Source organism: Priestia sp. FSL H7-0729, assembly GCF_038005685.1.
Taxonomy (GTDB): Bacteria; Bacillota; Bacilli; order Paenibacillales; family Paenibacillaceae; genus Paenibacillus.
In genome coordinates this window covers 39,133-63,806 of sequence record NZ_JBBOTQ010000009.1, presented here as the reverse complement: position 1 = coordinate 63,806, position 24,674 = coordinate 39,133, and the positions used below count along the sequence as shown (strand labels likewise).

16 protein-coding genes and 1 pseudogene are annotated in these 24,674 nt (G+C 46.7%); 14 read left to right on the top strand and 3 right to left on the bottom strand.

Going from position 1 to position 24,674, the window contains the following annotated elements; translation table 11 throughout:
• Positions 1–73: 73 nt before the first annotated feature.
• Positions 74–883 carry an alpha/beta fold hydrolase gene (locus MHH93_RS19680; RefSeq protein WP_017692232.1) on the top strand — a complete coding sequence of 270 codons (810 nt, stop codon included), beginning with the start codon at positions 74–76 and terminating at the stop codon, positions 881–883.
• Between the two features lie 123 nt (positions 884–1,006).
• Here the strand turns inward: MHH93_RS19680 and MHH93_RS19675 are convergent, their stop codons facing one another.
• The gene (locus MHH93_RS19675) at positions 1,007–1,738 is read right to left on the bottom strand and encodes a ZIP family metal transporter (protein WP_253440965.1); all 732 of its coding nucleotides are present in this window, start codon (positions 1,736–1,738) and stop codon (positions 1,007–1,009) included.
• A gap of 256 nt (positions 1,739–1,994) precedes the next feature.
• Here MHH93_RS19675 and trxB point away from each other — a divergent pair, with 256 nt between their 5' ends.
• The 3 genes from trxB (at position 1,995) to MHH93_RS19660 (ending at position 5,489) form a co-directional block, all read left to right on the top strand.
• Positions 1,995–2,936, top strand: coding sequence for a thioredoxin-disulfide reductase (gene trxB, locus MHH93_RS19670; protein ID WP_047841589.1), 942 nt, complete (start codon positions 1,995–1,997; stop codon positions 2,934–2,936).
• 62 nt (positions 2,937–2,998) lie between these two features.
• A complete protein-coding gene (locus MHH93_RS19665; RefSeq protein ID WP_036668031.1) occupies positions 2,999–3,229 on the top strand; it encodes a glutaredoxin family protein in 231 nt (76 codons plus the stop codon).
• 280 nt (positions 3,230–3,509) lie between these two features.
• The gene (locus MHH93_RS19660) at positions 3,510–5,489 is read left to right on the top strand and encodes an AraC family transcriptional regulator (protein ID WP_500055389.1); all 1,980 of its coding nucleotides are present in this window, start codon (positions 3,510–3,512) and stop codon (positions 5,487–5,489) included.
• 117 nt (positions 5,490–5,606) lie between these two features.
• Here the strand turns inward: MHH93_RS19660 and MHH93_RS19655 are convergent, their stop codons facing one another.
• Complete coding sequence (locus tag MHH93_RS19655) at positions 5,607–5,804, bottom strand: hypothetical protein (RefSeq protein WP_440391984.1); 198 nt, start codon at positions 5,802–5,804, stop codon at positions 5,607–5,609.
• Between the two features lie 147 nt (positions 5,805–5,951).
• On the bottom strand, positions 5,952–7,118 hold the full coding sequence (locus MHH93_RS19650; protein ID WP_500055388.1) for an ROK family protein: 1,167 nt from the start codon (positions 7,116–7,118) through the stop codon (positions 5,952–5,954).
• Between the two features lie 198 nt (positions 7,119–7,316).
• Between MHH93_RS19650 and xylA the strand changes: the two genes are divergently transcribed.
• The 10 genes and pseudogenes from xylA to MHH93_RS19600 all read left to right on the top strand — a co-directional run bounded on the left by xylA (position 7,317) and on the right by MHH93_RS19600 (position 24,554).
• Positions 7,317–8,633, top strand: a complete 1,317-nt coding sequence (xylA, locus tag MHH93_RS19645; protein ID WP_091019299.1) for a xylose isomerase — start codon at positions 7,317–7,319, stop codon at positions 8,631–8,633.
• A 512-nt stretch (positions 8,634–9,145) separates the two neighbouring features.
• On the top strand, positions 9,146–10,639 hold the full coding sequence (gene xylB, locus MHH93_RS19640) for a xylulokinase (RefSeq protein ID WP_500055387.1): 1,494 nt from the start codon (positions 9,146–9,148) through the stop codon (positions 10,637–10,639).
• 212 nt (positions 10,640–10,851) lie between these two features.
• Entirely contained in the window at positions 10,852–11,568 is a 717-nt protein-coding gene (locus MHH93_RS19635) for a glycosyltransferase (protein WP_500055386.1), read from the top strand.
• Positions 11,465–12,220: pseudogene (locus MHH93_RS19630) on the top strand (glycosyltransferase family 2 protein); the annotation flags it as partial. The gene MHH93_RS19635 and the pseudogene MHH93_RS19630, both read left to right, overlap by 104 nt.
• Before the next feature lie 441 nt (positions 12,221–12,661).
• Positions 12,662–13,732: a glycosyltransferase family 2 protein gene (locus MHH93_RS19625; protein WP_500055496.1), complete on the top strand. Its 1,071-nt coding sequence runs from the start codon at positions 12,662–12,664 to the stop codon at positions 13,730–13,732.
• Positions 13,733–13,985: 253 nt separating this feature from the next.
• Positions 13,986–14,612, top strand: coding sequence for a bifunctional 4-hydroxy-2-oxoglutarate aldolase/2-dehydro-3-deoxy-phosphogluconate aldolase (locus MHH93_RS19620; RefSeq protein WP_500055385.1), 627 nt, complete (start codon positions 13,986–13,988; stop codon positions 14,610–14,612).
• Positions 14,613–14,777: 165 nt separating this feature from the next.
• Entirely contained in the window at positions 14,778–15,704 is a 927-nt protein-coding gene (locus MHH93_RS19615; RefSeq protein ID WP_500055384.1) for an alpha/beta hydrolase, read from the top strand.
• A 226-nt stretch (positions 15,705–15,930) separates the two neighbouring features.
• On the top strand, positions 15,931–18,324 hold the full coding sequence (locus tag MHH93_RS19610) for an S-layer homology domain-containing protein (RefSeq protein WP_500055383.1): 2,394 nt from the start codon (positions 15,931–15,933) through the stop codon (positions 18,322–18,324).
• Positions 18,325–18,739: 415 nt separating this feature from the next.
• Positions 18,740–19,867, top strand: a complete 1,128-nt coding sequence (locus MHH93_RS19605; protein ID WP_500055382.1) for a transglutaminase domain-containing protein — start codon at positions 18,740–18,742, stop codon at positions 19,865–19,867.
• Positions 19,868–20,030: 163 nt separating this feature from the next.
• A complete protein-coding gene (locus MHH93_RS19600) occupies positions 20,031–24,554 on the top strand; it encodes a SpaA isopeptide-forming pilin-related protein (protein WP_500055381.1) in 4,524 nt (1,507 codons plus the stop codon).
• The last annotated feature ends 120 nt before the right edge of the window (positions 24,555–24,674 follow it).

Sequence of the window (24,674 nt, the reverse complement as noted above, 5' to 3'; positions counted from 1 at the left end):
TGAACCTTGGGTCAGCGGGTAATGATTCGAAGAGAAAGTTGCAATCAATCGAGGATAAAGGGAGCTGTGAAAGATGGGACGTTATGTACAAGTGGAACCGAATGTAAAAGTATACGTTGAAGATATCGGTGAAGGCACTCCGGTTGTCTTTTTGCACGGCTGGCCTGTTAACTATAAAATGTTTGAATACCAATTGAACGTACTTCCGAACCATGGCATTCGTGCCATTGCGATAGATTTTAGAGGATATGGCTTATCGGATAAGCCTTCTACAGGATATGATTATGATCGCATGGCAGACGATGTTCGTGCCGTGATCGATGATCTGGAGCTGAAAGACGCGGTACTCGCAGGGTTCTCCATGGGTGGAGCGATTGCAGTACATTACATGGCTCGCCATAAGGGACATGGTGTCTCCAAACTGGCCTTGTTATCTGCGGCAGCCCCTGTGTTCACGCAGCGCGAAGGTTATCCGTATGGATTGACTCCAGAGCAGCTAAACGAGCAGATCATTGAGCCGATCTTTGCAGATCGTCCGAAGTTGCTGGAGACATTCGGCGGCATGTTCTTTGCGAAGAAACACAGCCAGCCATTCATGGATTGGTTCCACGCGCTTGGCATGGAGGCTTCATCTTATGGTACCATTCGCAGTGCAATCGCTCTGCGGGATGAGGACTTGCGAGGTGACCTGAGTTCAATTCAGGTGCCGACAGCCATTTTGCACGGGAAAAAGGATGAGATCTGTCCGTTCGAATTCGCAGAGCAGATGCACAAAGGCATTGCTTCGTCTCAATTGATTGCTTTTGAAGAGAGTGGTCATGGTGCTTTCTATGATGAATTGGAAAAATTCAATTCGGAACTGATTCGATTTATTCAATCCTGATCAGGAGAGGGCGTAAGGTCTCTGACAGGCAATCCCATTAATTTCATGGAATCTTCATTTGTGGCTAAAAAAAGAACCCGGTCGACAGCTTTAGGCTGTCCGCTCGGGTTCTTTAGTCTTCAATTAAAACAGTTCGGTCAAACCGATCATCGTGATGAGTCCGAGTAAAAATGAGATGGTCGCTACACGTGCATTGCCGTCACCATGACTCTCTGGAATGAGCTCCTTATAGACAATGAACATCATCGCACCGGCTGCAAATGCCAGACCATAAGGGACAAGGCCGGATACGAGACTGCTTAATGTATAACCAATCATCGCTGTAATAATCTCTACTGCTCCGGTGAGGGTGGCAATGCCCAGTGCTTTGAAGCGGCCAATATTCTGGTTCACTAGAAAGAGGGCGACCAGGAATCCTTCGGGTGCATTCTGCAATCCGATGGAGAAGGCAATGAGATTGCCCAGGTTCTCATCCGAACTTGCATAGCTGACTCCGACGGATAATCCTTCGGGCAGGTTATGCATGGTGATGGCTGCAATAATCATGAAGGCTTTGGCTTCAATTTTAAAAGGCATTTTCTCGGGATTTTCCAGATCGACGTGTGGAATCTTCATTTCTAGCACCAGTAGAACCAGGCTACCGAGCATAATACCAAATGCAAGTACAAAGAGATTCGATTGGCCGAGCGCTTCCGGAATGAGATTATAAACCGAGGCTGAGGTCATAATACCTGCAGCGTATGCCAGCAAGATATCACGCAGACGGTGCGATATTTTGCGCATAAATAGAATCGGTACGGCCCCTAGGCCGGTAGACATGGCTGATATAATACTGCCAATGAGTGCATCGTTCATGCTTCCATTTTCCCTCCTGATGAAGACTTCTTCATAATCGCTGCCGAGCATTGACACCGTACATAAAAGAGATCATAATGAACAACAGATTAGAATGATTATAAATTAGAATTCCGTTTCTGCATAGGGCATTTGTCATTACACGGGCAGGTCTTGTGGACATGATGTGGGCTTTTCGTTCTAGTGTATGCAAAAGCAACAGCTTTTGATGCCGGAGGGACTAACCTTTTTGCAGAACCCGGGGGAGGAACTATACATGTATAAATCAATTATTATTGGAACAGGCCCTGCAGGGCTGACAGCAGCAATCTATCTGGCACGTGCTAACTTGAATCCACTCGTTATTGAAGGACCACAACCTGGTGGCCAACTGACAACAACGACGGAAGTGGAGAACTTCCCAGGTTTCCCTGATGGCATTATGGGTCCTGAACTGATGGACAACATGCGTAAACAAGCGGAGCGTTTCGGTGCTGAATTCCGCACAGGCTGGGTGAACAACATCGACATGAGCGAGCGTCCATTCAAGATTCAAGTTGAAGGTATGGGTGAACTCGTATCCGAAACATTGATCCTGTCCACAGGCGCAACTGCTAAATACCTGGGTATCCCTGGTGAAGAAACGAACGTAGGACGTGGTGTCAGCACATGTGCAACATGTGATGGATTCTTCTTCCGTAACAAAGAAATCATCGTTATCGGCGGTGGTGACTCTGCTCTGGAGGAAGCAAGCTTCCTGTCCCGTTTCGGTTCCAAAGTAACGCTGGTACACCGTCGTGAAGAACTGCGTGGCTCCAAAATCATGCAGGATCGTGCACGCAGCAACGAAAAAGTTGAAATGGCTCTGAACCGTACACCACTCGAAGTACTTGCTGGCGACAACGGCGTAACCGGACTGAAAGTGTTGAACAACGAAACAGGTGAAGAAGAAGTGATTCCGGCAAGCGGCGTATTCGTAGCTATTGGTCACACACCAAACACGGGATTCCTTGGCGGACAGATCACTACGGACGAACACGGTTATATCCTGACTACACCAGGTACATCCGAGACAAACATTCCAGGCGTATTCGCATGTGGTGACGTTCAGGATACACGTTACAAACAAGCGATTACAGCTGCAGGTAGCGGATGTATGGCTGCTATGGATACTGAGAAATATATTGAAAGCTTGGAGCACAGCGCAGTTGTTCTGTAATAGAATGAGCTGATTCCAACCAAACTATAGATTAATATAAAACCATATGAGGTGAATGAAACATGGAAAACGTAATTGTATATACATCAACGAACTGCCCGAACTGCAAATCCGTAAAAACGTTCCTGGCTGACAAAGGGATCTCTTATGAAGAGCGCAACATCGAAACTAGCGATGAGTTTGCACAACAAGTGTGGGACATGGGTGTACGTGCCGTGCCATTGACTGTAATTGGTGAACACCGCATTCTGGGTATGAACAAAACCCAATTCGCTAAAGCATTGGACGCTTAAGTTAGGCTGATGATCTGGGACATAATGTGTTGAAGAACGTTTCGATTCATATGCAATTCCGGTTTTCGCGAGCCGTTAGGATATAGAAAGAACCGTACCCGGAAGGGTACGGTTTTTTGTGCATTTACTCTGAGTAAATTGGATGGATTGGGAGCTGGTCGCAGACACCTTGAAGTTGTAAGGTGATGTCACAATGAATAATCGCTTGGAATTGTCCAATGCCCAGAAGTACGATATCCTTTTCTTAAGTCGCGGAGCATAAATGAGGTGAACAAGCAGCATGATTGTAGATCAGCAGAAGCATTTTCGCTTCTGGGAGCAGGCGGGTATACGAGACATCCATGTTGAAAGAGTCATTCTTGCAAAGGGGGAAAGAACATTATTCACGGTGCAGTCCAGCAGTTTTTTCTGTATGAAGCGAGGGGACTTGCTAGTATTGCTCAATCAGAAGACCTATTCTATCCATCATTTTGAGATTATTCATGCTCCTTCCAAAAGTCTGTTTGAAGTTAACGCAGGTCCAGACGGAGCAGAGTATATATTGATCTCGTATAAAGCAGAACCGGGACCATCGCACGGCAGTGAGCCGATGATGGTAGATGAACACAGATATCCAACTGACGTTACATATCGTGTGACACTTACGCAGCCATTGATCTTATATGAAATTGCAGAGCGCATGCTAGAGGCTCAGCGGCAAGAGTCACATTCGGTTCCGCTGCAACTCAAAGCATCATTCTACCAATGGGTTTATCACCTTGTGGAGCAGTATGATCTACAGCCTCTGGGTGTGAAAGGCTCCAGCCCCGTGGAGTTGGTTATCCAGACTCTGGAGTACCTGTTGCAGAACTATGCCAAATCGCATACGTTGGACTCTTTGGCGACAGCAATGGGGCGGAGTTCGGGGCATCTCTCGAATTGTTTTAAACAAGTGCTCGATCGTGGACCCATTGACTGTCTAATCCGTTTGCGTATGCAAAAAGCGTGCAAGCTATTGACCGAAACGAGGCTTCCCTTACGAATGATTGCGTCGGCTATTGGGTATCAGGATGGGTACTATTTCAGCAATGCCTTCAAAAAGTATATGGGGCTTTCCCCGCATAAATATCGTAAGCAATTTGTAGAGGAAGATGTTACATCCTTAGCAGGAAGAAATCATATTGTTGGCAATCCAGACCAATGTTATATTCCATTATATGATAATGATAATTATTATCAATATATAGGTGGAGGGTCTGATGAAATGTTAAGAAATATAAAGAGAGTCCCGATGGCTTTGCTGATGGCTTTTGGGTTGCTGTTAAGTGCATGTAGTGTTGGTTCTTCAGGGAATACAGGGGCTGCAACAGGAGATGGAAGGACAGCTCAATCTGAAGCACTAGCTTCCCAAGCCAACAGTTCAAGCGAAAATAATACAAATGAAAATGCCCAAGCAATATCTCGTAAAGTGAATACTTCCATGGGTGAGGTCGAAGTGCCTGCTAATCCGCAGCGTGTCGTAACAGATTTCTTCTTGGGGCATATTCTGGCATTGAACGTTAAGCCCGTGGGTAGTAATGGCCTGTTCATGCAAAATCCTTATTTAGAGGGAAAAGTTACGGGTATTGAGGATGTTTCGGATAATCTGGAGGCAATTACGGGTCTGAATCCGGATTTAATTGTTACAGGCGATGCTCAAACGTACGAGGCATATTCCAAAATTGCACCAACTGTCTATATGGACAACTCGGCACCCGTTCGTGATCAGGTCAAGGAACTTGGAGTCATACTTGGTAAAGAGGCGGAGGCATCGGCATGGCTTGTCGAGTTTGAAAAGAATCTTGCTTCAGCCAAGGAACGTTTGAGCGGCATTATCAAAGAGGGAGAAACGGCTACGGTCTTTGCCGGGGGAATTGTCAAGAACATTACGCTCTACGGTAATGCTTATACAGGCAGAGGTATCCATGGTGAATTGGGTATCCCCATGAACGAAAAGGTGAAAGGAGAAATTGATCCGAAGGTGGGTTGGGCTACAATCTCAAGCGAAATTGTGGAGACATACGCCGGTGATCGTGTGTTTATGGCAGTGGATGCCAAAGCGGAATCGTTTGACTATTCGAGCGATCCGGTGTGGGGGACGTTAGACGCAGTCAAAAATAATGAATTATACGAAATTGATGGCTACAAATTTTATTTCTCCGACCCTATCTCAGTCATGGGTCAGATTCAGGATATTGTTGACATGATGGAAGAACGTGCTCTGGAAAAATCTAAAAAGTAGTGATTTAAACTAGGTAACGTGAAAAATCCCCTTGCCGTTGTAATGTGGAGCACATGGTAACATGGACTCCAGGAATTACTGCGAAAGGGGATTTTGCAATTAAATTAAATATATTCTTTAGAAAAAAATACTCATGAAAGTCTGAAACACAACATACACCAGCAATCCTGACAGCATGTACATGAAACCAGCCTTCTTTTTGCTCTGAAACAATCGGAGTATGCCAAGGCTGAATAGGGGCGCAAGCACAATCAGGAACAGGAGGACGGTGACAAATACTGGCGCCGAGATATCTGAAGTATCCACGTAGGTCACGCTTCTTTTCACTCCGTTTCGTTATCGGAATTAACACAGCCTCATTCACATAGCCATGACAAAAATCACATAACCCCATTATACATCTGGATTTCTTTAACAAAAAGGGAGGAAATGGGGCGAAATGATGTCAATTTTGATCTGTTATTAGACGGAAACTCTAATTTTTCCTAGAAACTGGGAAATTGCAGAGTAAGCGGCACCAACACGGGTAGAACGGCTGCCCAGAGCTGCCCATTCAATCTGCAAACTTCGACGGTGATAAGGTAATGTACGTTCCTCAACAACCTGTTTTAGCGCAGTTTCAATCCAGGGACCTGCTTCAGAGAGCGGACCACCAATGATAATACGTTCCGGGTTAAAACTGTTAACGATATTCGTAATGCCAATCCCCAGTTTTCGTCCAATCGTGTCGTATAATTCCTGAACATTCTTGTGGCCTTGCTCTGCATAATGAATCAGCTCTCGTGTGGTATGAGCAGGTAATTTTAACTGATGATCCGGGTGTTCGTATGCTTTTTCCGATGCGTATAACTCCCAACAACCGCGATTACCACAGGAGCAGGGCAGACCTTCCGCTTCAATGGACATGTGGCCTGTTTCCCCTGCGTAGCCCCAAGCACCTTTGTATAATTCACCATCCACCATGATGCCTGAACCAATCCCCATGCCTGCACTGATGTAGATCATGTGACGGACACCGATGCCTGCACCAAAATTCAACTCTCCATGAGCGCCAGCATTGGCTTCATTATCGATGGTGACAGGCAGTTCAAATTCTTCTTCAAGCTTGGAGCGCAGTGCTACCTTCTCCCACCCCAAGTTGGGTGCAAACAGGACTGTTCCTGCCTCATCGACCATGCCGGGTACTCCAATACCGATGCCTATGACACCGTGAGGGGAAGCAGGAGCTGCTTCAATGAGCTGTTTTGCTGCCAATTTCAATTGCTCCAATACAGAGGACACGTCATGATGCTCCAAGGTCACTGCGTACTCTGTAATGATGTTTCCTTCCAGATCTGTAAGCACGCCTTTTAAATGGGTCACACTGAGTTCCAGGCCGACTGCATAACCTGACGTCCCTCGAAACAGCAGCATGAGCGGTTTGCGCCCGCCACTGGATTGCCCCGGTCCAATCTCCTGCACCAAATCATCACTGATCAGATCGGCAACCAGGTTGGATACCGTTGCTTTGTTCAGCCCCGTAACTTCGGACACTCGCGCGCGAGAAAGAGGGGCATGGCGCCGGATCGTATCCAGAACGATCGATTTGTTTATTTTTTTGACCAGCATCTGGTCTCCGGTAATTTTCATATGGTTAAGGCACTCCTATTCTTCTGATAAAAGGGTTCTGACCCACATCCGAAACAAGTTATTCGACTATTATAGCGTAAACAAACATGTAAAAAACAATTTTATTTTACTTTGTTTAACCAATAGACAAAGTAAATTCGATGTGATAGGATAACGGTGTAAACGATTTCTTAAAACTATTGAGGAGGCATTTTACACATGGCCTATTTTGAATCCGTTAATAAAATTTCATTCGAAGGTAAAGATTCCAAGAATCCTTTTGCTTTTAAACATTATAATCCAGAAGAAGTGGTAGCCGGCAAATCGATGGAAGAACATTTCCGTTTCGGCATGGCTTACTGGCATACATTAACTGCAGGCGGCAGTGACCCGTTCGGTGCGGAGACAGCTGTTCGTTCGTGGGATAAATACTCGGGTCTGGACCTCGCGAAAGTTCGCGTGGAAGCGGCATTTGAATTTTTGGAAAAAATGAATCTTCCGTTCTTCTGTTTCCACGATGTGGACATCGCACCAGAAGGCAACAACCTGCGCGAGTTCTACAGCAACATCGATACAATCGTTGATCTGATTGAAGATCACATGAAATCCAGCGGCAAAAAACTGCTCTGGAACACAGCGAACATGTTCTCGAACCCACGCTTCATGTTTGGTGCAGCTTCGACTTGTAACGCAGACGTGTATGCTCATGCTGCAGCACAGATCAAGAAAGGTCTGGAAGTGGGTAAACGTCTGGGCGCTGAAAACTATGTATTCTGGGGCGGTCGTGAAGGTTACGACACATTGCTGAACACAGACATGCAACTGGAGCAAGATAACATTGCTCGCATGTTCCATATGGCTGTAGACTACGCGAAGGAAATTGGCTTTGACGCACAATTCCTGATCGAGCCTAAACCAAAAGAGCCAACGAAACACCAATATGACTATGATGCAGCAACTTCCATTGCTTTCTTGCAAAAATACGGTTTGGACAAACACTTCAAACTCAACCTGGAAGCAAACCACGCTACACTGGCTGGTCATACATTCGATCACGAAATCCGCGTTGCTCGTACCAACGGCATGCTCGGTTCCCTCGATGCGAACCAAGGTGATATGCTGATTGGTTGGGATACGGATGAGTTCCCAGTTGATATGTACGATGCGACATTGACGATGTATGAAGTATTGAAAAACGGCGGTATCGGCCGTGGTGGTGTGAACTTTGACGCGAAAGTACGTCGTGGTTCCTTTGAAGCAGATGATCTGTTCCTGGCACACATCGCAGGTATGGATACGTATGCCAAAGGTCTGAAAGTAGCAGCAAAACTGATTGAAGATCGCGTATTTGATGACTTCATCGAAAAACGTTACAGCAGCTTCAGCGAAGGCATTGGTGCAGATGTGGTTGCAGGTAAAGCAACACTGGCTTCCCTTGCTGAGTATGCATTGAACAATGAAAGCCCACGCAAAAACCAATCCGGACGTCAGGAATTGCTGAGAGCACAACTCAACCAGTACATCCTGGCTGACTAATAGTGGGTAAGGCAGGCTGGATGCAAGTCGACCATCGATGGTTATACATAGTCGTTGGACATGAGTATCCGAGCCAGTCTATTCACAAGATTAGCTTGTACCACGGAACGCCTGAACAAGCATGACATTCGGACCGTCCCCGACTTTCCCCTGGGAAGGCGGGGGCGGTTTTTTGATTAAACAAACAATGTGGTTTTTTACTGTTTTGATATAAATGTTATAACCAATGACGAATCAAGGTCATTGGATCAATTTATTTGCTACAGAAACGAGTAGTTTTTACTCGTTTCATATCCATGTGTGTCCAGGATCATGCATGCAGAACGGAGTGAGCAGAAAGGACCCGAGGAAGTGAAGCGTTCGCATTTATCACCGGATTTCTCCCTTGCTAAAGGGATTAAAGGAAATCTGGGGGTAACGGCGATCCAAGGGTTTTCTGATCACGGAGTGAGTTTCATGCGTGTTTGGATCTTTCGTGGATATAATTTGTGATAAACGAGAGGAGTTAACCTATGAGTTACGTAATTGGCGTCGATTTAGGAACGAGTGCGGTGAAAACTGTGCTGGTCAATCGTGAAGGGAAAGTGGCATTTGAAGCATCCGAGGCGTACCCGTTGTATCAGCCCAAGGCTGGATACAGTGAACAAAATCCCGAAGATTGGGTAGAGCAGACCATTGTTTCCCTGCGTAAATTGCTTGAAGTGTCTGGCGTTCAGCCTTCCGAAATCGAGGGGTTGAGCTTCTCCGGCCAGATGCATGGACTGGTCTTGGTGGATGCAGAAGGTAAACCACTGCGTAACGCAATCCTGTGGAACGATACACGCACAACAGCTCAGTGCCGCCGAATCGAAAAAGTATTGGATGGCAAGCTGTTAAGCATTGCCCGGAACCGTGCACTTGAAGGTTTTACCTTGCCCAAAATTCTGTGGGTTCAGGAGAACGAGCCTGAATTGCTGCAGCAAGCATCCTTGTTCCTGTTGCCGAAAGACTATGTGCGTTATCGCCTGACAGGGGATTACGCCATGGACTATTCCGATGCAGCGGGCACCTTGTTGCTGGACGTTGCAGGCAAGCAGTGGAGCAATGAGATTGCAGAAGCATTCGAGCTGCCGATCTCTCTATGTCCACGTCTTGTGGAATCGTTTGAGGAAGTGGGCACCTTGTTGCCTGAGATTGCGGATCAAACGGGTCTGGCGACTGCGACGAAAGTATACGCAGGTGGTGCGGACAATGCGTGTGGTGCCATTGGCGCAGGCATTCTGAGTGAAGGACAGACGATGTGCAGCATCGGAACCTCCGGGGTTGTGCTTTCCTACGAAGAGCGCAAAGATCTCGACTTCGAAGGCAAAGTCCACTTTTTTAATCACGGGGAGAAAGATGCCTTCTATATTATGGGGGTAACGCTTGCCGCAGGATATAGCCTGTCCTGGTTCAAGGATACGTTTGCCGCGGACAAATCATTTGATGTGCTCTTGCAGGGCATTGATCAGATTCCGGCAGGCAGCAACGGATTGTTGTTCACACCTTATATCGTTGGGGAGCGTACACCTCATCCGGATGCGAATATCCGTGGCAGTTTCATCGGTATGGATGCGGGACACAAGCTGGAGCACTTTGGACGTGCGGTAATGGAGGGCATTACCTTCTCCCTGCGCGAGTCCATTGATATTCTGCGCGGTGCAGGTAAAACTGTCAATGAAGTCATCTCCATTGGTGGTGGTGCCAAAAATGAAGCCTGGTTGCAAATGCAGGCAGATGTCTTTAACGCCACGATTGTGAAGCTGGAGAGCGAACAGGGTCCTGCGATGGGTGCAGCGATGCTGGCTGCCTATGGCTGTGGCTGGTTCCCGTCCTTGCAGGAATGTGCAACGGCGTTTATTCGTCCAGCAAAGTCCTATGAACCGAACCCGGAAACGGTTGCCATCTATGATGGACTATTTGCACTGTACCAGGAAGTCTATGGACAGACACGTAGTCTCAATGATCGTTTGGCTGAATACCGTTAATTCATTAACTTCACTACATTAATCTTTTGAAAAGCATCCGCGAAGGCGGGTGCTTTTTTGTCGTTCATTAAGATTAACCCCATGAAAGGTTTCCTTGGCTGCATATCCGCATTCCGGCTCTGCATAGATTGAGAATAGAGGGTTGTGATCTGTCCAGACATCGGGAGTTTGACGATTTTAATAGGTGGAAGTTTGAGCGTGGGGGTGAAGCTTTGGATGAACATAAGGAGCATGGAAGACCACATATCACCTTATCGATGATCGTTCGTAATGAGGAGAATCGTTATCTCAGGCAGGCTTTGGAGACACATCGCCCCTGGATTGATCGAGCGGTAATCATTGATGACGGAAGCACGGATGGAACGGTTGCGATGTGTCGGGAACTTCTGGACGGTATTCCACTCGTATTGGTAGAGAACGCAGCTTCACGTTTTGCAGATGAGGTAAGCCTGAGGAAACAACAATGGGAAGAGACAGTGGCGACCGATCCGGAGTGGATTTTGAATCTGGATGCGGATGAGATTCTAACCAGTGACTTTGGGGTGTTACGAGATCTGCTGCTCCGTGGCAATGAAGATGTGATCTATTTCAGATTGTTTGATATGTGGAGTGAGACGCATTACCGGGAAGATGAGTTCTGGCAGGCGCATGCCTATTATCGGCCATTTCTGATTCGGTATCACCCGGGGATGAACTACGAATGGAAGGAGACACCCCAGCATTGTGGGCGTTTTCCGTTAACGATTCAGCACTGGTCCTATGGATGTCATGCTCCGCGGGTGAAGCATTATGGCTGGGCGCGCGAAGAAGACCGTATCCGCAAATATGAACGTTATCAAGCACTGGACCCTGAAGCAAGATATGGTTGGAAGGAACAGTACGAATCGATATTGGATCAAGAGCCACGACTGTTGGCATGGCTCGAATAAGGAGAGGGGAGTGAACACGTTGAAGAAAGACCCATTACACACATTGCAAGAAGAATGCAAACCTCAAATGGAGCCGAACGCCAAAGAAAATGAGAATCAGAAAGAGAAGCAACATGAGAACCAACATCAAAGCCAACATCCAAACGAGAAAGAGAGCCAGAGCAACCATACACCGTCCAGACGTTCTGCAAAATCGCAGGAAACCCGCCAATCGGAAAAGCATGAAGCGCTTGGTCAGGAGAGAGTACTGATTGCCAGCCCGGTTCGCCAGACAACCCCGGTACTCCGTGAATTTCTGGATTCTCTGCATGCACTGGAACGAACAACGGTGAAGACGGACTATCTGTTTGTGGACGATAACGTGGAAGAGGCCGCATCGAATATATTGCATGAATTTGTGCTTCAGCATGAGGGAACGGTAATTCAAGCAGATGAACATGGCAGCGGTAGTCCTGACAATAAAGGGGTGTACACCAAGGATGAGGGAGGACACTATTGGCAGGGTGAGCAGATTTGGCGTGTAGCTGGTTTGAAAAATCGCATATTGCAATATGCACGCGACAACAACTACGATGCGGTCTTTCTGATTGATTCTGATTTGGTGCTGCATCCACGGACGCTGGAGCAACTTGTATCGAGTGGCAAAGACATTGTATCCAATATCTTTTGGACCCGCTGGCAGCCGGATGCCAGGGAAATGCCACAGGTATGGTTGCAAGATGAGTATGCATTGTATCGCCGCGGTGGCAAAACATTAGACGGAACCGAGGCGGAGGATGAGGGCACACAAACGACTGCTTTTCTGAATCAGCTGCGGATCCCGGGTTGTTACGAAGTTGGAGGGCTAGGGGCATGTACCCTTATTCGCAAAAATGTGCTGGCAGCAGGAGTTTCCTATGACCAGATTCCAAATGTATCCTTCTGGGGTGAAGATCGTCATTTTTGCATCCGTGCTCAGGCAATGGGTTTTCGTTTGTTCGTTGATACTCATTTCCCGGCGTACCATATCTATCGTTTGTCTGAACTGCCGGGGGTAGCTGCTTTTAATCGGAGGGCCAGACGTGGCGAAGAGACGATCAGTATTACTCTGTGTATGATTGTGAAAAATGAAGAAGCTTCCCTCGCCAGATGCCTGGACTCGGTTAACGGTATTGCCGATGAGATTGTAATCGTTGATACCGGCTCGACGGATCGTACCCGTCAGATTGCTGCCAGATATACGGATCGTATCGTTGATTTTGAATGGGTGGATGATTTTGCAGCAGCACGTAACTTTGCTTTCGATCAGGCGAAGAGCGAATATATTCTCTGGCTGGATGCCGACGATGTGTTCGAACTGGAAGATCGGGCGAAACTGATCGCCTTGAAACGTTCGCTGGACCCGGATGTCGATAGTGTCACGATGGATTACAATCTGTCATTCACGGCAGATGGCAAGGTCGCCTACAGTCTGCGCCGGAATCGCCTGGTGCGTCGGGACCGACAATTTCGCTGGATTGGCGCGGTACATGAATATCTGGCTGTAGCGGGCAATCTGCTGCATAGTGATATTGCGGTTACTCATAAGAAAGATAAGGAGTATACCGATCGGAATCTGCGGATCTATCGCAAAAGAGAACAGGCCGGAGAGGAATTCGGACCGCGTGACTTGTACTATTTCGGTAATGAACTGAAGGACCATGGACAGCATGAGGATGCGGTGAAGTACTACGAAAAGTTTCTGGACACCGGGCTGGGTTGGGTGGAAGATCAGATTGCTGCTTGCCAAAAAATTGCAGATTGCGAAGCCGCACTTAAACGATCGGAACAGGAAGTAACAGCGTTGTTCCGATCGTTTGCCTATGATTTGCCAAGAGCCGAGATCTGCTGTCGATTGGGTGGTTATTTTGCCGACCGTGAAGATTATCGCAAAGCCCTGTTCTGGTACGAACAGGCGACTCGCGCCGTACGTCCTGACGATCCTATGGTGGTGCTGAATGAAGCAGCCTGGACCTGGATGCCGCATCTTCAACTCTGTGTCTGTTATGACCGGATGGGTAATCGTGCCAAGGCCCGGGAACATAATGATATCGCACTTGCCTATCATCCAACACATCCGAGCATGTTATATAACGATCGTTACTTTAAAGATTTGGAGAAGGATAACGTATTGGAAAATGCTTAGTATTTCGTTAGCAATGCAATGATGCCTCTTTCGTGGAATTGAATGGGTGAATCAGCCCCATTTCCATGAAGAGGTATTTTTACGTTGAAATGCAATCATTTCATAGTATCTCTCGAATTCGGACTTACTTCAGTAATGGATTAATGTATTTCATCCAGGGGAGGATATGCTTTACAATAATGAATAACGGAAAAGCGGTGAACATGATTACCTGTCTTCGGCTGCCGAATTGATGAAGCAAGGGGAATTGGATATGAATCTCACGGAAGTATTATTGGAATCAAGGCTGGTCGCGATTGTGCGCGGTATTAGCCGTGAAGCGGCAGTAACAGCTGGACAAGGTATGACAAGTGGTGGAATCCGACTGATGGAAGTCACACTGAACACACCTGGAGCACATGATATTATTGCAGACTGGCGGGAACAGCATGAAGGAAAGGCTTACGTTGGAGCGGGTACAGTACTGAATGTGCAGATGGCGAAGGAAGCAGTCGCTGCAGGTGCACAATTTCTGGTGTCTCCCAATGTCGATCTCTCTGTCATTGAATATGCTGTAGAACATGGTGTCGAGATCTGGCCTGGAGCCATGACACCCACGGAAATTGTCGCTGCCCATGAAGCGGGAGCGCGAGTTGTGAAGCTGTTTCCGATGGCAAGTCTGGGTATTCCGTATCTGCGGGAGATCAAAGCTCCACTGAACCATATTCCTCTGTTGGCAACAGGTGGTGCCACATTGGAGAATGTTGCTGATTATTATGCAGCGGGCGCAGCTGCAGTGGGTCTGGGAAGTGCACTTTTGCCACGAGAAGCCCTTATAGCAGGAGATTATGAGCAGATTGCAGCATGTGCACGGAGATTTGTGGAAGCAGCTAAAGCCTAGACTACAGTATCAGATGAGAAATATGTATATTTGGGTATATATAAGGGTGCCTTTAGATTATTTTTGAATCAATCTTTATCATAAAAACCCATGTCGTTTAACGTGCCGTTCATTCTATTGCTTTATGATGGATGTATGCCAGAATTCGGAGAGGAGAGATGCCCTGTGAAAGCTAAAACAATGATAGGCGGCATGCTCGCCGTGGCCGCAGTAACGGCAGGTGGATTATGGAAGGCGGCGGTAAAGAGCCAAACGCCCAAGAAAATCCCCATCACCCTGACACCTCCAATGCCATTTGAGGATGTGACCTTTGACAGCGGGGGAGGTCGGGTGCATGGCTGGTTCATCCCGGCCAGAGCCGACATTCCGAAACCATGGCCGCTCGTTATTATTGCACATGGCTGGGGCTCCAATCGCTCCCGTGTTCTTCGTTATGCAAGACCGATCTGGGAAGCGGGATATGCTTTGTTTATGTATGATGTCCGCAGTCATGGGGCCAGTGATCCGGTTCGTGCTGCATCTGCCTACCTGTTCCGGGATGATCTGCTCGCGGCGTTGCAGTATACGACTGCACGACCAGAGATTGATGCCGATGCCCTTGGAGTGCTTGGACATTCTCTGGGTGGACTGGGTACAATTCTTGCTGTGACAGAAGGAATTCCTGTATCAGCAGTGATTACGGATTCAATGCCATCGCAATTTGAGGTTATCGTCAGTTCGGAGCTAAGACGCCGACATCTGCCCTTGTTTCCACTGGCCCAGTTAATTCCGAGAATCTGGTTCTGGCGACTGGGTGAATCTCTGAAATCCTATCGTCAGCGTGATCCGGTAATGATGCTGAATGAACGGCGCAGGGGCATGCAACTGCCGATGCTGATGGTGCACTCCAAGGGAGATAATTTCATTCCTCCGAGTGAGCTTGAATATTTTATGTCCAAAGCCGATCCACCTGTGGAACATCTATGGGTCAACAGCGGAGGACACAGTTGTTCCGAGGAAGATCCCGCCTTCTGGGATACCGTTATTCCCTTTTTAAAAACCCATGTCCACTGTCAGGCGAAGCCGAACGATTCGTCTAAAGTGAGTAGTTAACAGGGTAGATTCAGCCTACATATGTGTGCAGGCTATCCAAAAAAACGCCAACGTGGTTGGCGTTTTTTTGCTTTTATGGGCAATATGCAAAAATTCACAATTGTAAAATTACCCGGAAAACGACGATTAAAAAGGAAGCTTATGGTATCATAGAATAGACTGGCAATATTCATGCGAGGTTATTTGTTATGCTTCTTTGTATGAAATTGAAGGGAGAGGTCCAGATTTGAGTTTGAATTGGAAGTTCAACGTACGTATCAAAATGTTCGCAACCAAAGCAACAACTGCAGCGATGGCAACACTGCTGCTTGCTTCGCAAACACCAGGTTTTGCAGGCAGCGCATCAGCCGCGCAAGCAGAGCAGGTGAACGAAGCGACAACGGGGGAAAATGAACAACTAGACGCAACCAGCAATGACGTGCCGGAGGGAGCGAAAATCTCATCCAGGCAAGCCAGTGAAAATATACTTAAATTATTTCCATTGTTGAAAAAGGCAACGATCTCATCTGCACGATTCGATGCATCTAATTCCTATCCACCGCCCGACTACAAGGCATGGGAGATTGGATTCCAGATTACCCAAGGCAATCATACATCAGGATTCGGTGCGACTGTACATGCAGGCACAGGGGAAGTGCTAAGTGTACATTTGCCATCGGATGTCATGGATAAACATATCTCGGAATCGGATGTGAAGCTAACCAAAGCGGAAGCCGAAGAAAAGGCCGTGGCATTGTTGTATCAAGCGATTCCAGGTCTTAAGGACAATGAATATGCTCCGCTTGGAGATCTGTATTCTTCTATCGAACAACAGTCATTGTTTGGCAGAACAGAGTATCGATATGGTTACCAGTTAAAACATGGCGGATTGTTATCTGACGCAGAGACGGTCTACATCAATGTGGACGAAAGTGGTTTGGTGACAGGCTACTCGCGAGGTACTACCGCAGCCAAGTATCCCTCATCGAAACCGGCAGCTTCAGAAGAGAAGGCCAGACAGCAGTTTGAAGAACAGTTCGATGTGGAACTGGCTTATATCTCCAAAGATCGTCTATCTTCCAAACAGGGTCAGCAGTACTACCTTGCATATACACCGAAAGAGATCAGTATCGTTCCGATTGAAGCCAATACGTTGGAACGGATTAATACATTAACAGGTAAAGCTGTAGATGAGAACTCTTTACAGCAGGATACGAAGTTGAAAGGCGATGTGACTCCTTTTGTCCCGGCCACTGGTACACGATTAAATGTTCAGCAGGCCGCCAATCGGGTCGCAACGAACTTTGATATTCCAAAGGGTTACAAGCTGGAACATAGCCAGTTGAGCAAGGGAAATTACTCAAGTCCGAACAATCAGGTATGGAGCCTGAGCTGGAGTGATCGAAGTGCCAATATGTCCTATATGTTTATGCGGGATATCTCAGCACAGGTCGATGCAGTCACTGGACAGATCTACAGTTATACGATGATGCAACGAATGGGACCGGAGATGGAACAGGAGAAGCCGGCTGTAGAGAAGGAAGGAAGTACCGTAACGCGGAAGCAGGCGGAGAAACTGGCGATGAACACAGTCATTGCGCTAATTCCAGATGCAACGGAGCAGTTCCGACTTGGTAACGTTATTGAGGTAGACGGTGCACGTACATTTTTGTTCCAGCGTTATCTTAACGGGATTCCGGTTAAGGATGATACCGCACAAGTACAGGTGCTGAACAACGGTACGATTAACGAGTTCTATACACGTATTGCGGCAACGCCTGAACAATTGCCGGCAGATGTTAAGCCAGCCATCAGTTATGAAGAGGCCAAGGCAATCTATCTGGAGGAGTTCAAGCTGATTCTTGCCTATTCCCGTTACGGTGGATGGAGTACGAATAGTGGTGAAGTTATCCCGGTGGGAGTAAAGCTAGCTTACATGCCTACACGTGATGAAAATGCAATATATGGTAACTATGAAGCACTCGATGCGAACACAGGAAAGTGGACGCTTTTATATGGAGACACCAGCTCTGCAGCCAAGGCTGAACCTACGGATATCTTGGGTCATGTGGCCGAAGCAGCTCTCCGCAATATGACACAGCATGGCGTATTGCTTGCAGATGAGCAGGGACGTGTATTCCCGGATCGTGTGATCACCCGAGGAGATTGGTTTAACTATCTGGCAAGAGCGATTAATCCCAATATGGATCTGTACTACAGTGGGGACGGAGAAGACAAGCTATACGCTGATGTGACACCTGATAGCCCGTATTATAAGGCAATCAAGGTGTTAATCGATCAACGCTGGCTTGCCGGAGCGGACCCTGAGCAGAATCTGAACCCGCAGGAAGAGATGACGCGTGAAGAATTGGCAGTGCTGCTTGTACGTATTTTACGCTATGAGAAGCTGGCTGGATTCTACACGTTGCCATCGGATCTTCCCAACATCGCGGATGCCAGTGCCATCTCGAGTAAAGGGGCTGTTTCCCTGAGTTTGAAGCTGGGATTGCTTCCTTCGATTGAAGGACGATTCATGCCTGCACGCAAAGTGACCGTAGCTGAAGCATCACAGGTATTGGAACGGCTGGCGAAGCTTCAAGGCAAGACAGATACGTTTATGAGCGGTAATCGTCTGTATTAGACGAGATATCACTCATATTATGCCCGTGTGAATCATAAGCTGAAGATAACGGGTTCATTGAACTGAAGATCAAAGAGACCTTCCATAGAAGGTCTCTTTTGATTTTACAAAAATTATATAAGTTCAACTAAACATTTACACGATAACGGAGAGGGCAGAAATAACTTGAGGAAGCGAAGCGTGCGCCTAAAAGCTTTCTGAAAGAAAGCTGCATCGGAAGCATATGCTATCACCGGATTTTCCCCATTTGAAAAAAGAATCAAAAAATCTGGGGATAACAGCGATCGGAAAGTTGTTCTGGCATCGGAGTGTTAGTGTAAATATTTTTAGTTGAAATTATATAGAAGAATGACGACAGAGCCTTTTGTGATACAATAGGGCGTGAGAACTTTGCAAAGAAGGGTGGGTTCCTTTCATGGGTAAGAACGGGAAACGAATTATCACCATACTGCTGGCAGGCTGTCTGATTGCTGTAGCGTTACCACGTACGGTTGATCTGGATCAACTGTATGCTGCATCAGGAACAACGGATATATCCACGGCAACGGATTTGCGCCAGACCTTGCTTACCGCAATGTCACAGCGGACGGAGGAACTTGTTTTTACATACAAAGGCAATGTGAAGGGCCTCAAAAAACAATTACAAACCTCCATCGATGAGGCAATGAAGAGTGACCCCTATATCCAATATACCGTTAAAAGTTATGCATTTAATTATAAAGGCTCCAATGTATCCGCCGAAGTCCATGTGACGCTCTCCTACCGGGAGACCAAGGAACAGACCGATTATGTGAATCGTAAAGTCACGAATGTGTTGAAAGAAATCATCAAACCCGGCATGACGGATCATGAGAAGGTCAAAGTCGTCCATGATTGGATTGTGCTTAACCTTTCCTACGATACTTCGCTCAAGAAATATACGGCTTACGATGGGCTTGTTACAGGCAGTACCGTCTGTCAGGGATACTCATTGCTGGCTTATCGTATGCTGGAGCGAGTAGGTATCGATAACCGGATTGTGGAAGGTACTGCAGGGGGACAGCTTCATGCCTGGAATATCGTGAACCTGGATGGCAAGTGGTATCACATGGACACCACCTGGGATGATCCTACCCCTGACCGGAAAGGTAAGGTAAGCCACAGCTATTATTTGCTGAGCGATGATGAGATGGCACGTGACCATATCTGGACAGGCAAAAGCAAGTACCCTGCTGCACCAGCCCCGTATCGGGAAGCTTTATTGAAGCTGGTGAAGGCCGGAGATAGCAAAAAAGCCGCTTATCAGAAGCTGTACCATGCTCTGGACTATTCCCTGTATGATGAACAGGATGCGGTTAAAGGCCATGCTGCGCTGAAGACCAAGGTTCAAAGTACACTGAAGGAAGGTGGAACCTCGCTCACATTCAGGTACAAGGGTACGGAGGCTGGACTGATTGAAGATTTGCAGGATTTGTACCAGCTTGGTATGAAGTCGATATCCTACTATGTGTCCAAGATGGAAGGTACCACAGATCTGCGTGTCAAAATTAACTGGACGTTATAACCGACGTTTTTAGCAGGATGCTCCGCTTGAGGAGTGTCCTTTTTTGCATTCAATTTGTGTTCAACGACGAGGGTTTTAGTGTTGTCTATTTTTTGTATATGTCGCTTTGCTATTCTATTCTTCGGCGCATGCCAACACTACGTACGAGGAGGATATGCAAAAAATGAGGAAAAAAGTGAGCATAGTGATCATTGCTCTGTTGCTGGTCACGCAAATGATGCAGGGTTGGATATTTACACCAACGATGCATGCTCAGGATGAATTAACTAATTTGCCAGCCAGTGCAATGAGCGATACAGCGGTAGAAGACGATTCGGCAGGTTCGGGAGAAGTGAAAGAAGATCCTGCCATTCCGGTAGAAGATAAGGATGCCAGTACTCCCGAAGATCAGGAGGATAACACGATGCATCTGCTTGGTGCAGCTGCAGGTCCGGTAATTACAGATCAATTAATTACCAGTGTGCAGATGTACAATCAGGCACCGCAAGACAATGGAAACGGAACGATTGAAATCAAAGGCGATAAGATTGAGGATATTCGTCCACGTGTTCAGGATGAGGTGGCTGTCGTTTTTACATGGGGACTTACAAATGACACCCACAACTACAGTGATGGTTCCACGTACACCTTCAACTTGCCCGATAAATTCATCATAGGATCACAGCTTAAAGGGGATCTGGATGGCGGTGTTGGGGAGTATGTGGTGAATCCAGATGGTACAATCATCTTTACCTTTAATGAACTGATCGAGCATGCGCAGCTGGAAGGCAACTTCTATGTGTGGATCAAGTTTGATGAGAGCAAGATGGAAGATGGATTGAAACAACAGATAGACTTTAGCTCTGTGGGGCAGGGCATCATTAATGTGCATTTTGCCAACACAGCCATAGATAAGTTGAAGAAATCGGGAAGCGCGAACAAAAACAACTTTAACTCGGATGAAATTATATGGACCGTAGACTTTAACCAGGGTGAGAAGGCATTGAAAGATGCGGTTCTTACAGATACTTTTCCAGCAAATCTGGAACTCAAGGGAAATATCGAAATTCGCGAATTGGAAGTGCAATTGAATGGATCTGTAAAAGAAGGTCCAGTCGTTAAAACCGAACCACAGTTTCCAATTGTATTAGGAGACACAGATAAGGCCTATCGTGTAACCTATACGACGAGTGTTAAAGCACCAACCACTGCTCCGTTCACCAACGTCGAGTATCAAAACCAGTTTGCGCTTACAACGGATCAGAGCGAGCACGACGAAACAGATATTGGCCGAGTTCGAGTGAGCTTTAATGAGCCTTTGAACAAGTCAGGGCAAGATAGTGCGTATGATCCAGTGACACAGACGATCACATGGAAAGTGCAATATAACTATAATCAGCAAGAAATTATGCAAGCGAATGCATGGATTGAAGACCGTTTTGATACGGCCAAGCAGCAACTGATCAACAATTCCGTCAACGTGTACCAAGTGGACATTAATGCAAGTGGAGCCGCTTCGAATCGGACGTTAATCAACGCAAATGAGTACACACTTGAAGCGATAAATACAGGATTTGATGACGGCTTCAGATTGCATTTTAAGAACGACATTAACAAGGCCTATGAGATCGAATATGCCACGCAATCCATTCATCGTGTTTATACGAATGACACCATTACGAACACAGTGAACATGTATGATGGCACTTCAAAAACAGGCCGGAAAGACATTCAGGAAGTCATTTTTGCCAAAAGCGTAAAAAGTGAAAACTTCAACACAAAAGAAATCGAATGGCAGCTGGTGTTGAACCGTGATTTGCAGGACATGACGGATATCTTCATTACCGACAATTACGAAGGTAAACACATGAAGCTAATTCCGGGTAGTCTGCAAATTAGTGGTGTTAATAAAGACGACTTTGAACTGACTCCAGACCCGGCAGATCCAACGTATGAAAAAGGATTCTCCGTTCGCCTGAAGGACGGCGTTACTATTAACACGGAACATGTTATTACCTACACGACAGTTTTTGATCCGACGGCAGGTATGCCAACGGATAATGAATATCGCAACTCGGCCAAGATTAATTGGGAAGAGTCCGATGTAGCACAGACAGCGATTACCAAATCGGCGATGGTCAAACCGCAGGAGTACACCATTCAGAATGGTAACAAGAAGGGCGAATACAGCGCCAAAGACAAAACGATCACGTGGACAATTGATGTAAACTACAACTTGTTCGATATACACGAAGCCATCCTCAAGGATGCCTACACGGGTAACCAATCTTTTGTAGATGGTTCATTGAAGGTTCATGAGCTGGTATTGCAGGGAGAAAATAATGTTACTGCAATCGGTGGCGAGGTTACGCTGACAGATGGACAATTCCAGCTGAACACGGACGGTAAAGGTTTTGCATTGGATCTGGGTAAAATCGGCAAAACAGCTTATCGCATTCAGTATCAAACGAGCCTGGATGGACCTTATTCCGTCGAAGGCACGTATGCCAACCAGGCTGTACTAACCGATGGTGAGGGCGGTGAAGAGCGCTTTAACAGATCAGCGAGCGTCACGCCAGCTCACGGTGGTGTGTATGTACAAAAAACAGGTCAACAGATCGGTACAACGGATAAAGCATCATGGACGGTAAACATCAATCCAAGTCAATCTTATGTTCCAGCGGGTACATCATTAACGGATACCTTGTCGGAGAACCAAATTTTATTGGCCGATTCATTGAAATTATATGCAACGAACCTGCCTGCTAACAATTCAGGCAATGTATCCAACAAAGCTGGACTGGTTGATCCGGCTGATTATGAATTGATCGTGGAAGGCAATACATTTACCTTCACCTTCAACAAAGATATCCATACGGCATTCATTCTGGAATATCAGTCCTATATTAATGCCGATCATGGCGCTCGAATTGAGAATAAAGTTGAATTCGCAGGTCAGTCTTCCTCAGTGGTGGGCGAAGGCAATCAGGTAGGCATCAAAGTTTCATTGGCTGGAGCGGGTGGAGGAGCTTCCACTGGTCTGGGCAAGATTAGAATTCACAAAGTCAGTGATACAGGGCTTCCACTGGAAGGTGCGATATTCGCAATCTATAATGCGTCTGGAACTACGCTCCTGGAAACATTGAAACCAACGGATGAGAACGGAGTAGTCGAAAGCTCCAGAAACTATCGTTTGAACAATCTGACGAACGGTGTACCTTATACGTTAAAAGAATTATCTGCACCGGCAGGATACTTGGTTGATCCAGAGTATGGCTCTGCCTCAGGTAAAACGATTGAATTCAAGGATGCGGATATCGCCTTTGAAATTGAAAATAAAAAGATTCGTCAAGGCTTCGAATTAACCAAGGTAGATGCAATTGACTCATCCAAGAAGCTCCAGGGTGCAACGTTTGAATTGTACTTGAACAATGACGTAACCCGAGAGAAAATAGACGAATTGACGACAGGGGAAGATGGGAAAATCGCCAAAGGGGATCTCTTGCCTGGGGATTATGAACTGGTCGAAGTTGGGGCACCCGAGTTTTATCAGTTGGATGCTACCCCGATTCCCTTCACCATTGTAGAGAAGCAGACTCAGATTATTTCACTGACGAAGACGAATGAAATGGGGACGGGTGGTAAACTTGTCGTTACCAAAGTCAATGCGAAGGATCAATCCGTATTAAGTGGAGTTGAATTCGAATTGCGTGATCACTCCAATGCGATCATTGATACGAAAGTAACGGATCTGAACGGGGTCATTGAATTCGATGGATTAACCTATGGCTCATATACATTGGTAGAGACCAAGGCAGAAGGTTTTGTCATTGAACAGCCGGAGACGCTTGTATCTATTATCAAACCGGAAACGCAATTGACTATTGAAAATAAAGAAAATGATCGTTCCGTGAAATTGATTAAAACCAATTCAAGTCGAACTCAGCATTTACAAGGCGCAGTGTTTGAATTACGGGCTCAGACTGCATTGATGGATGCAAATGGGAATTGGGAGTTCCACAAGGTAACAGGCCTGGATGAAGCTACACTGACAACCAATCAACAAGGTGAAATTGTACTTAAAGACCTGGATATCAATAAATATCAGTTGGTTGAAATAAAAGCACCTAACGGATATGTCTTAGACACGACACCCATACCATTTGAAATTACGAATACACAAACGGAAGCCGTAGTTGTGGAAAAAACAAATCAGGCTATCCCGGTATCGGGTGGTGGATCGAGTGGACCTTATAATCCCGGAACACCTACTACAGGAGGAACACCAGATCCGGAGAAACCAGTAACACCGGGACCGGAAACACCAGGAACGTCTATCCCAGGCACAGTTGTTACTGGTCCTACTGAACCTGAAGACGGAACCGAAATTCCATCAGATGAAGATAACGGAGTTGCTCCTCCTTCACCTGGCGTCTCCAACGGTGACGACACTGCACCTCCAGTGGGGGATACAGAGACACCGGATGGGGATGGTGCACTGGCACCTCCTGCTGGAACGGATACAGATGGATCCCAGGGGACTGGGAATGCTGTATCACAGCAGACCGGAAACTCTGCATCACAGGGAATGCTGCCGAAGACAGGCGAAGAGAGCACATGGGCTTTCACTGTGGCAGGCATGATGCTGATGGCATTGGGTAGTCTGGGATACGTTTACTTCCGACGTAGACAACGGCTTCAGCGCTAGATCGCAGCACGTAATGCAGGAACCGATAATTATATTTAGATAAAAACACCCTCTAGCTTTCACATGTGACCCAGAGTCAACGTGTGAATATACTAGAGGGTGTTTTATTTATTTCTGCTG

What these genes read in the sequence shown, in the direction of transcription:
- trxB (WP_047841589.1), top strand. Translation starts at nt 1,995, where the DNA reads ATGTATAAATCAATTATTATTGGAACAGGCCCTGCAGGGCTGACAGCA.
- MHH93_RS19620 (WP_500055385.1), top strand. Translation starts at nt 13,986, where the DNA reads ATGAATCTCACGGAAGTATTATTGGAATCAAGGCTGGTCGCGATTGTG.
- xylA (WP_091019299.1), top strand. Translation starts at nt 7,317, where the DNA reads ATGGCCTATTTTGAATCCGTTAATAAAATTTCATTCGAAGGTAAAGAT.
- MHH93_RS19600 (WP_500055381.1), top strand. Translation starts at nt 20,031, where the DNA reads ATGAGGAAAAAAGTGAGCATAGTGATCATTGCTCTGTTGCTGGTCACG.
- MHH93_RS19650 (WP_500055388.1), bottom strand. Translation starts at nt 7,118, where the DNA reads ATGAAAATTACCGGAGACCAGATGCTGGTCAAAAAAATAAACAAATCG.
- MHH93_RS19660 (WP_500055389.1), top strand. Translation starts at nt 3,510, where the DNA reads ATGATTGTAGATCAGCAGAAGCATTTTCGCTTCTGGGAGCAGGCGGGT.
- MHH93_RS19625 (WP_500055496.1), top strand. Translation starts at nt 12,662, where the DNA reads ATGATTGTGAAAAATGAAGAAGCTTCCCTCGCCAGATGCCTGGACTCG.
- MHH93_RS19675 (WP_253440965.1), bottom strand. Translation starts at nt 1,738, where the DNA reads ATGAACGATGCACTCATTGGCAGTATTATATCAGCCATGTCTACCGGC.
- xylB (WP_500055387.1), top strand. Translation starts at nt 9,146, where the DNA reads ATGAGTTACGTAATTGGCGTCGATTTAGGAACGAGTGCGGTGAAAACT.
- MHH93_RS19680 (WP_017692232.1), top strand. Translation starts at nt 74, where the DNA reads ATGGGACGTTATGTACAAGTGGAACCGAATGTAAAAGTATACGTTGAA.
- MHH93_RS19665 (WP_036668031.1), top strand. Translation starts at nt 2,999, where the DNA reads ATGGAAAACGTAATTGTATATACATCAACGAACTGCCCGAACTGCAAA.
- MHH93_RS19605 (WP_500055382.1), top strand. Translation starts at nt 18,740, where the DNA reads ATGGGTAAGAACGGGAAACGAATTATCACCATACTGCTGGCAGGCTGT.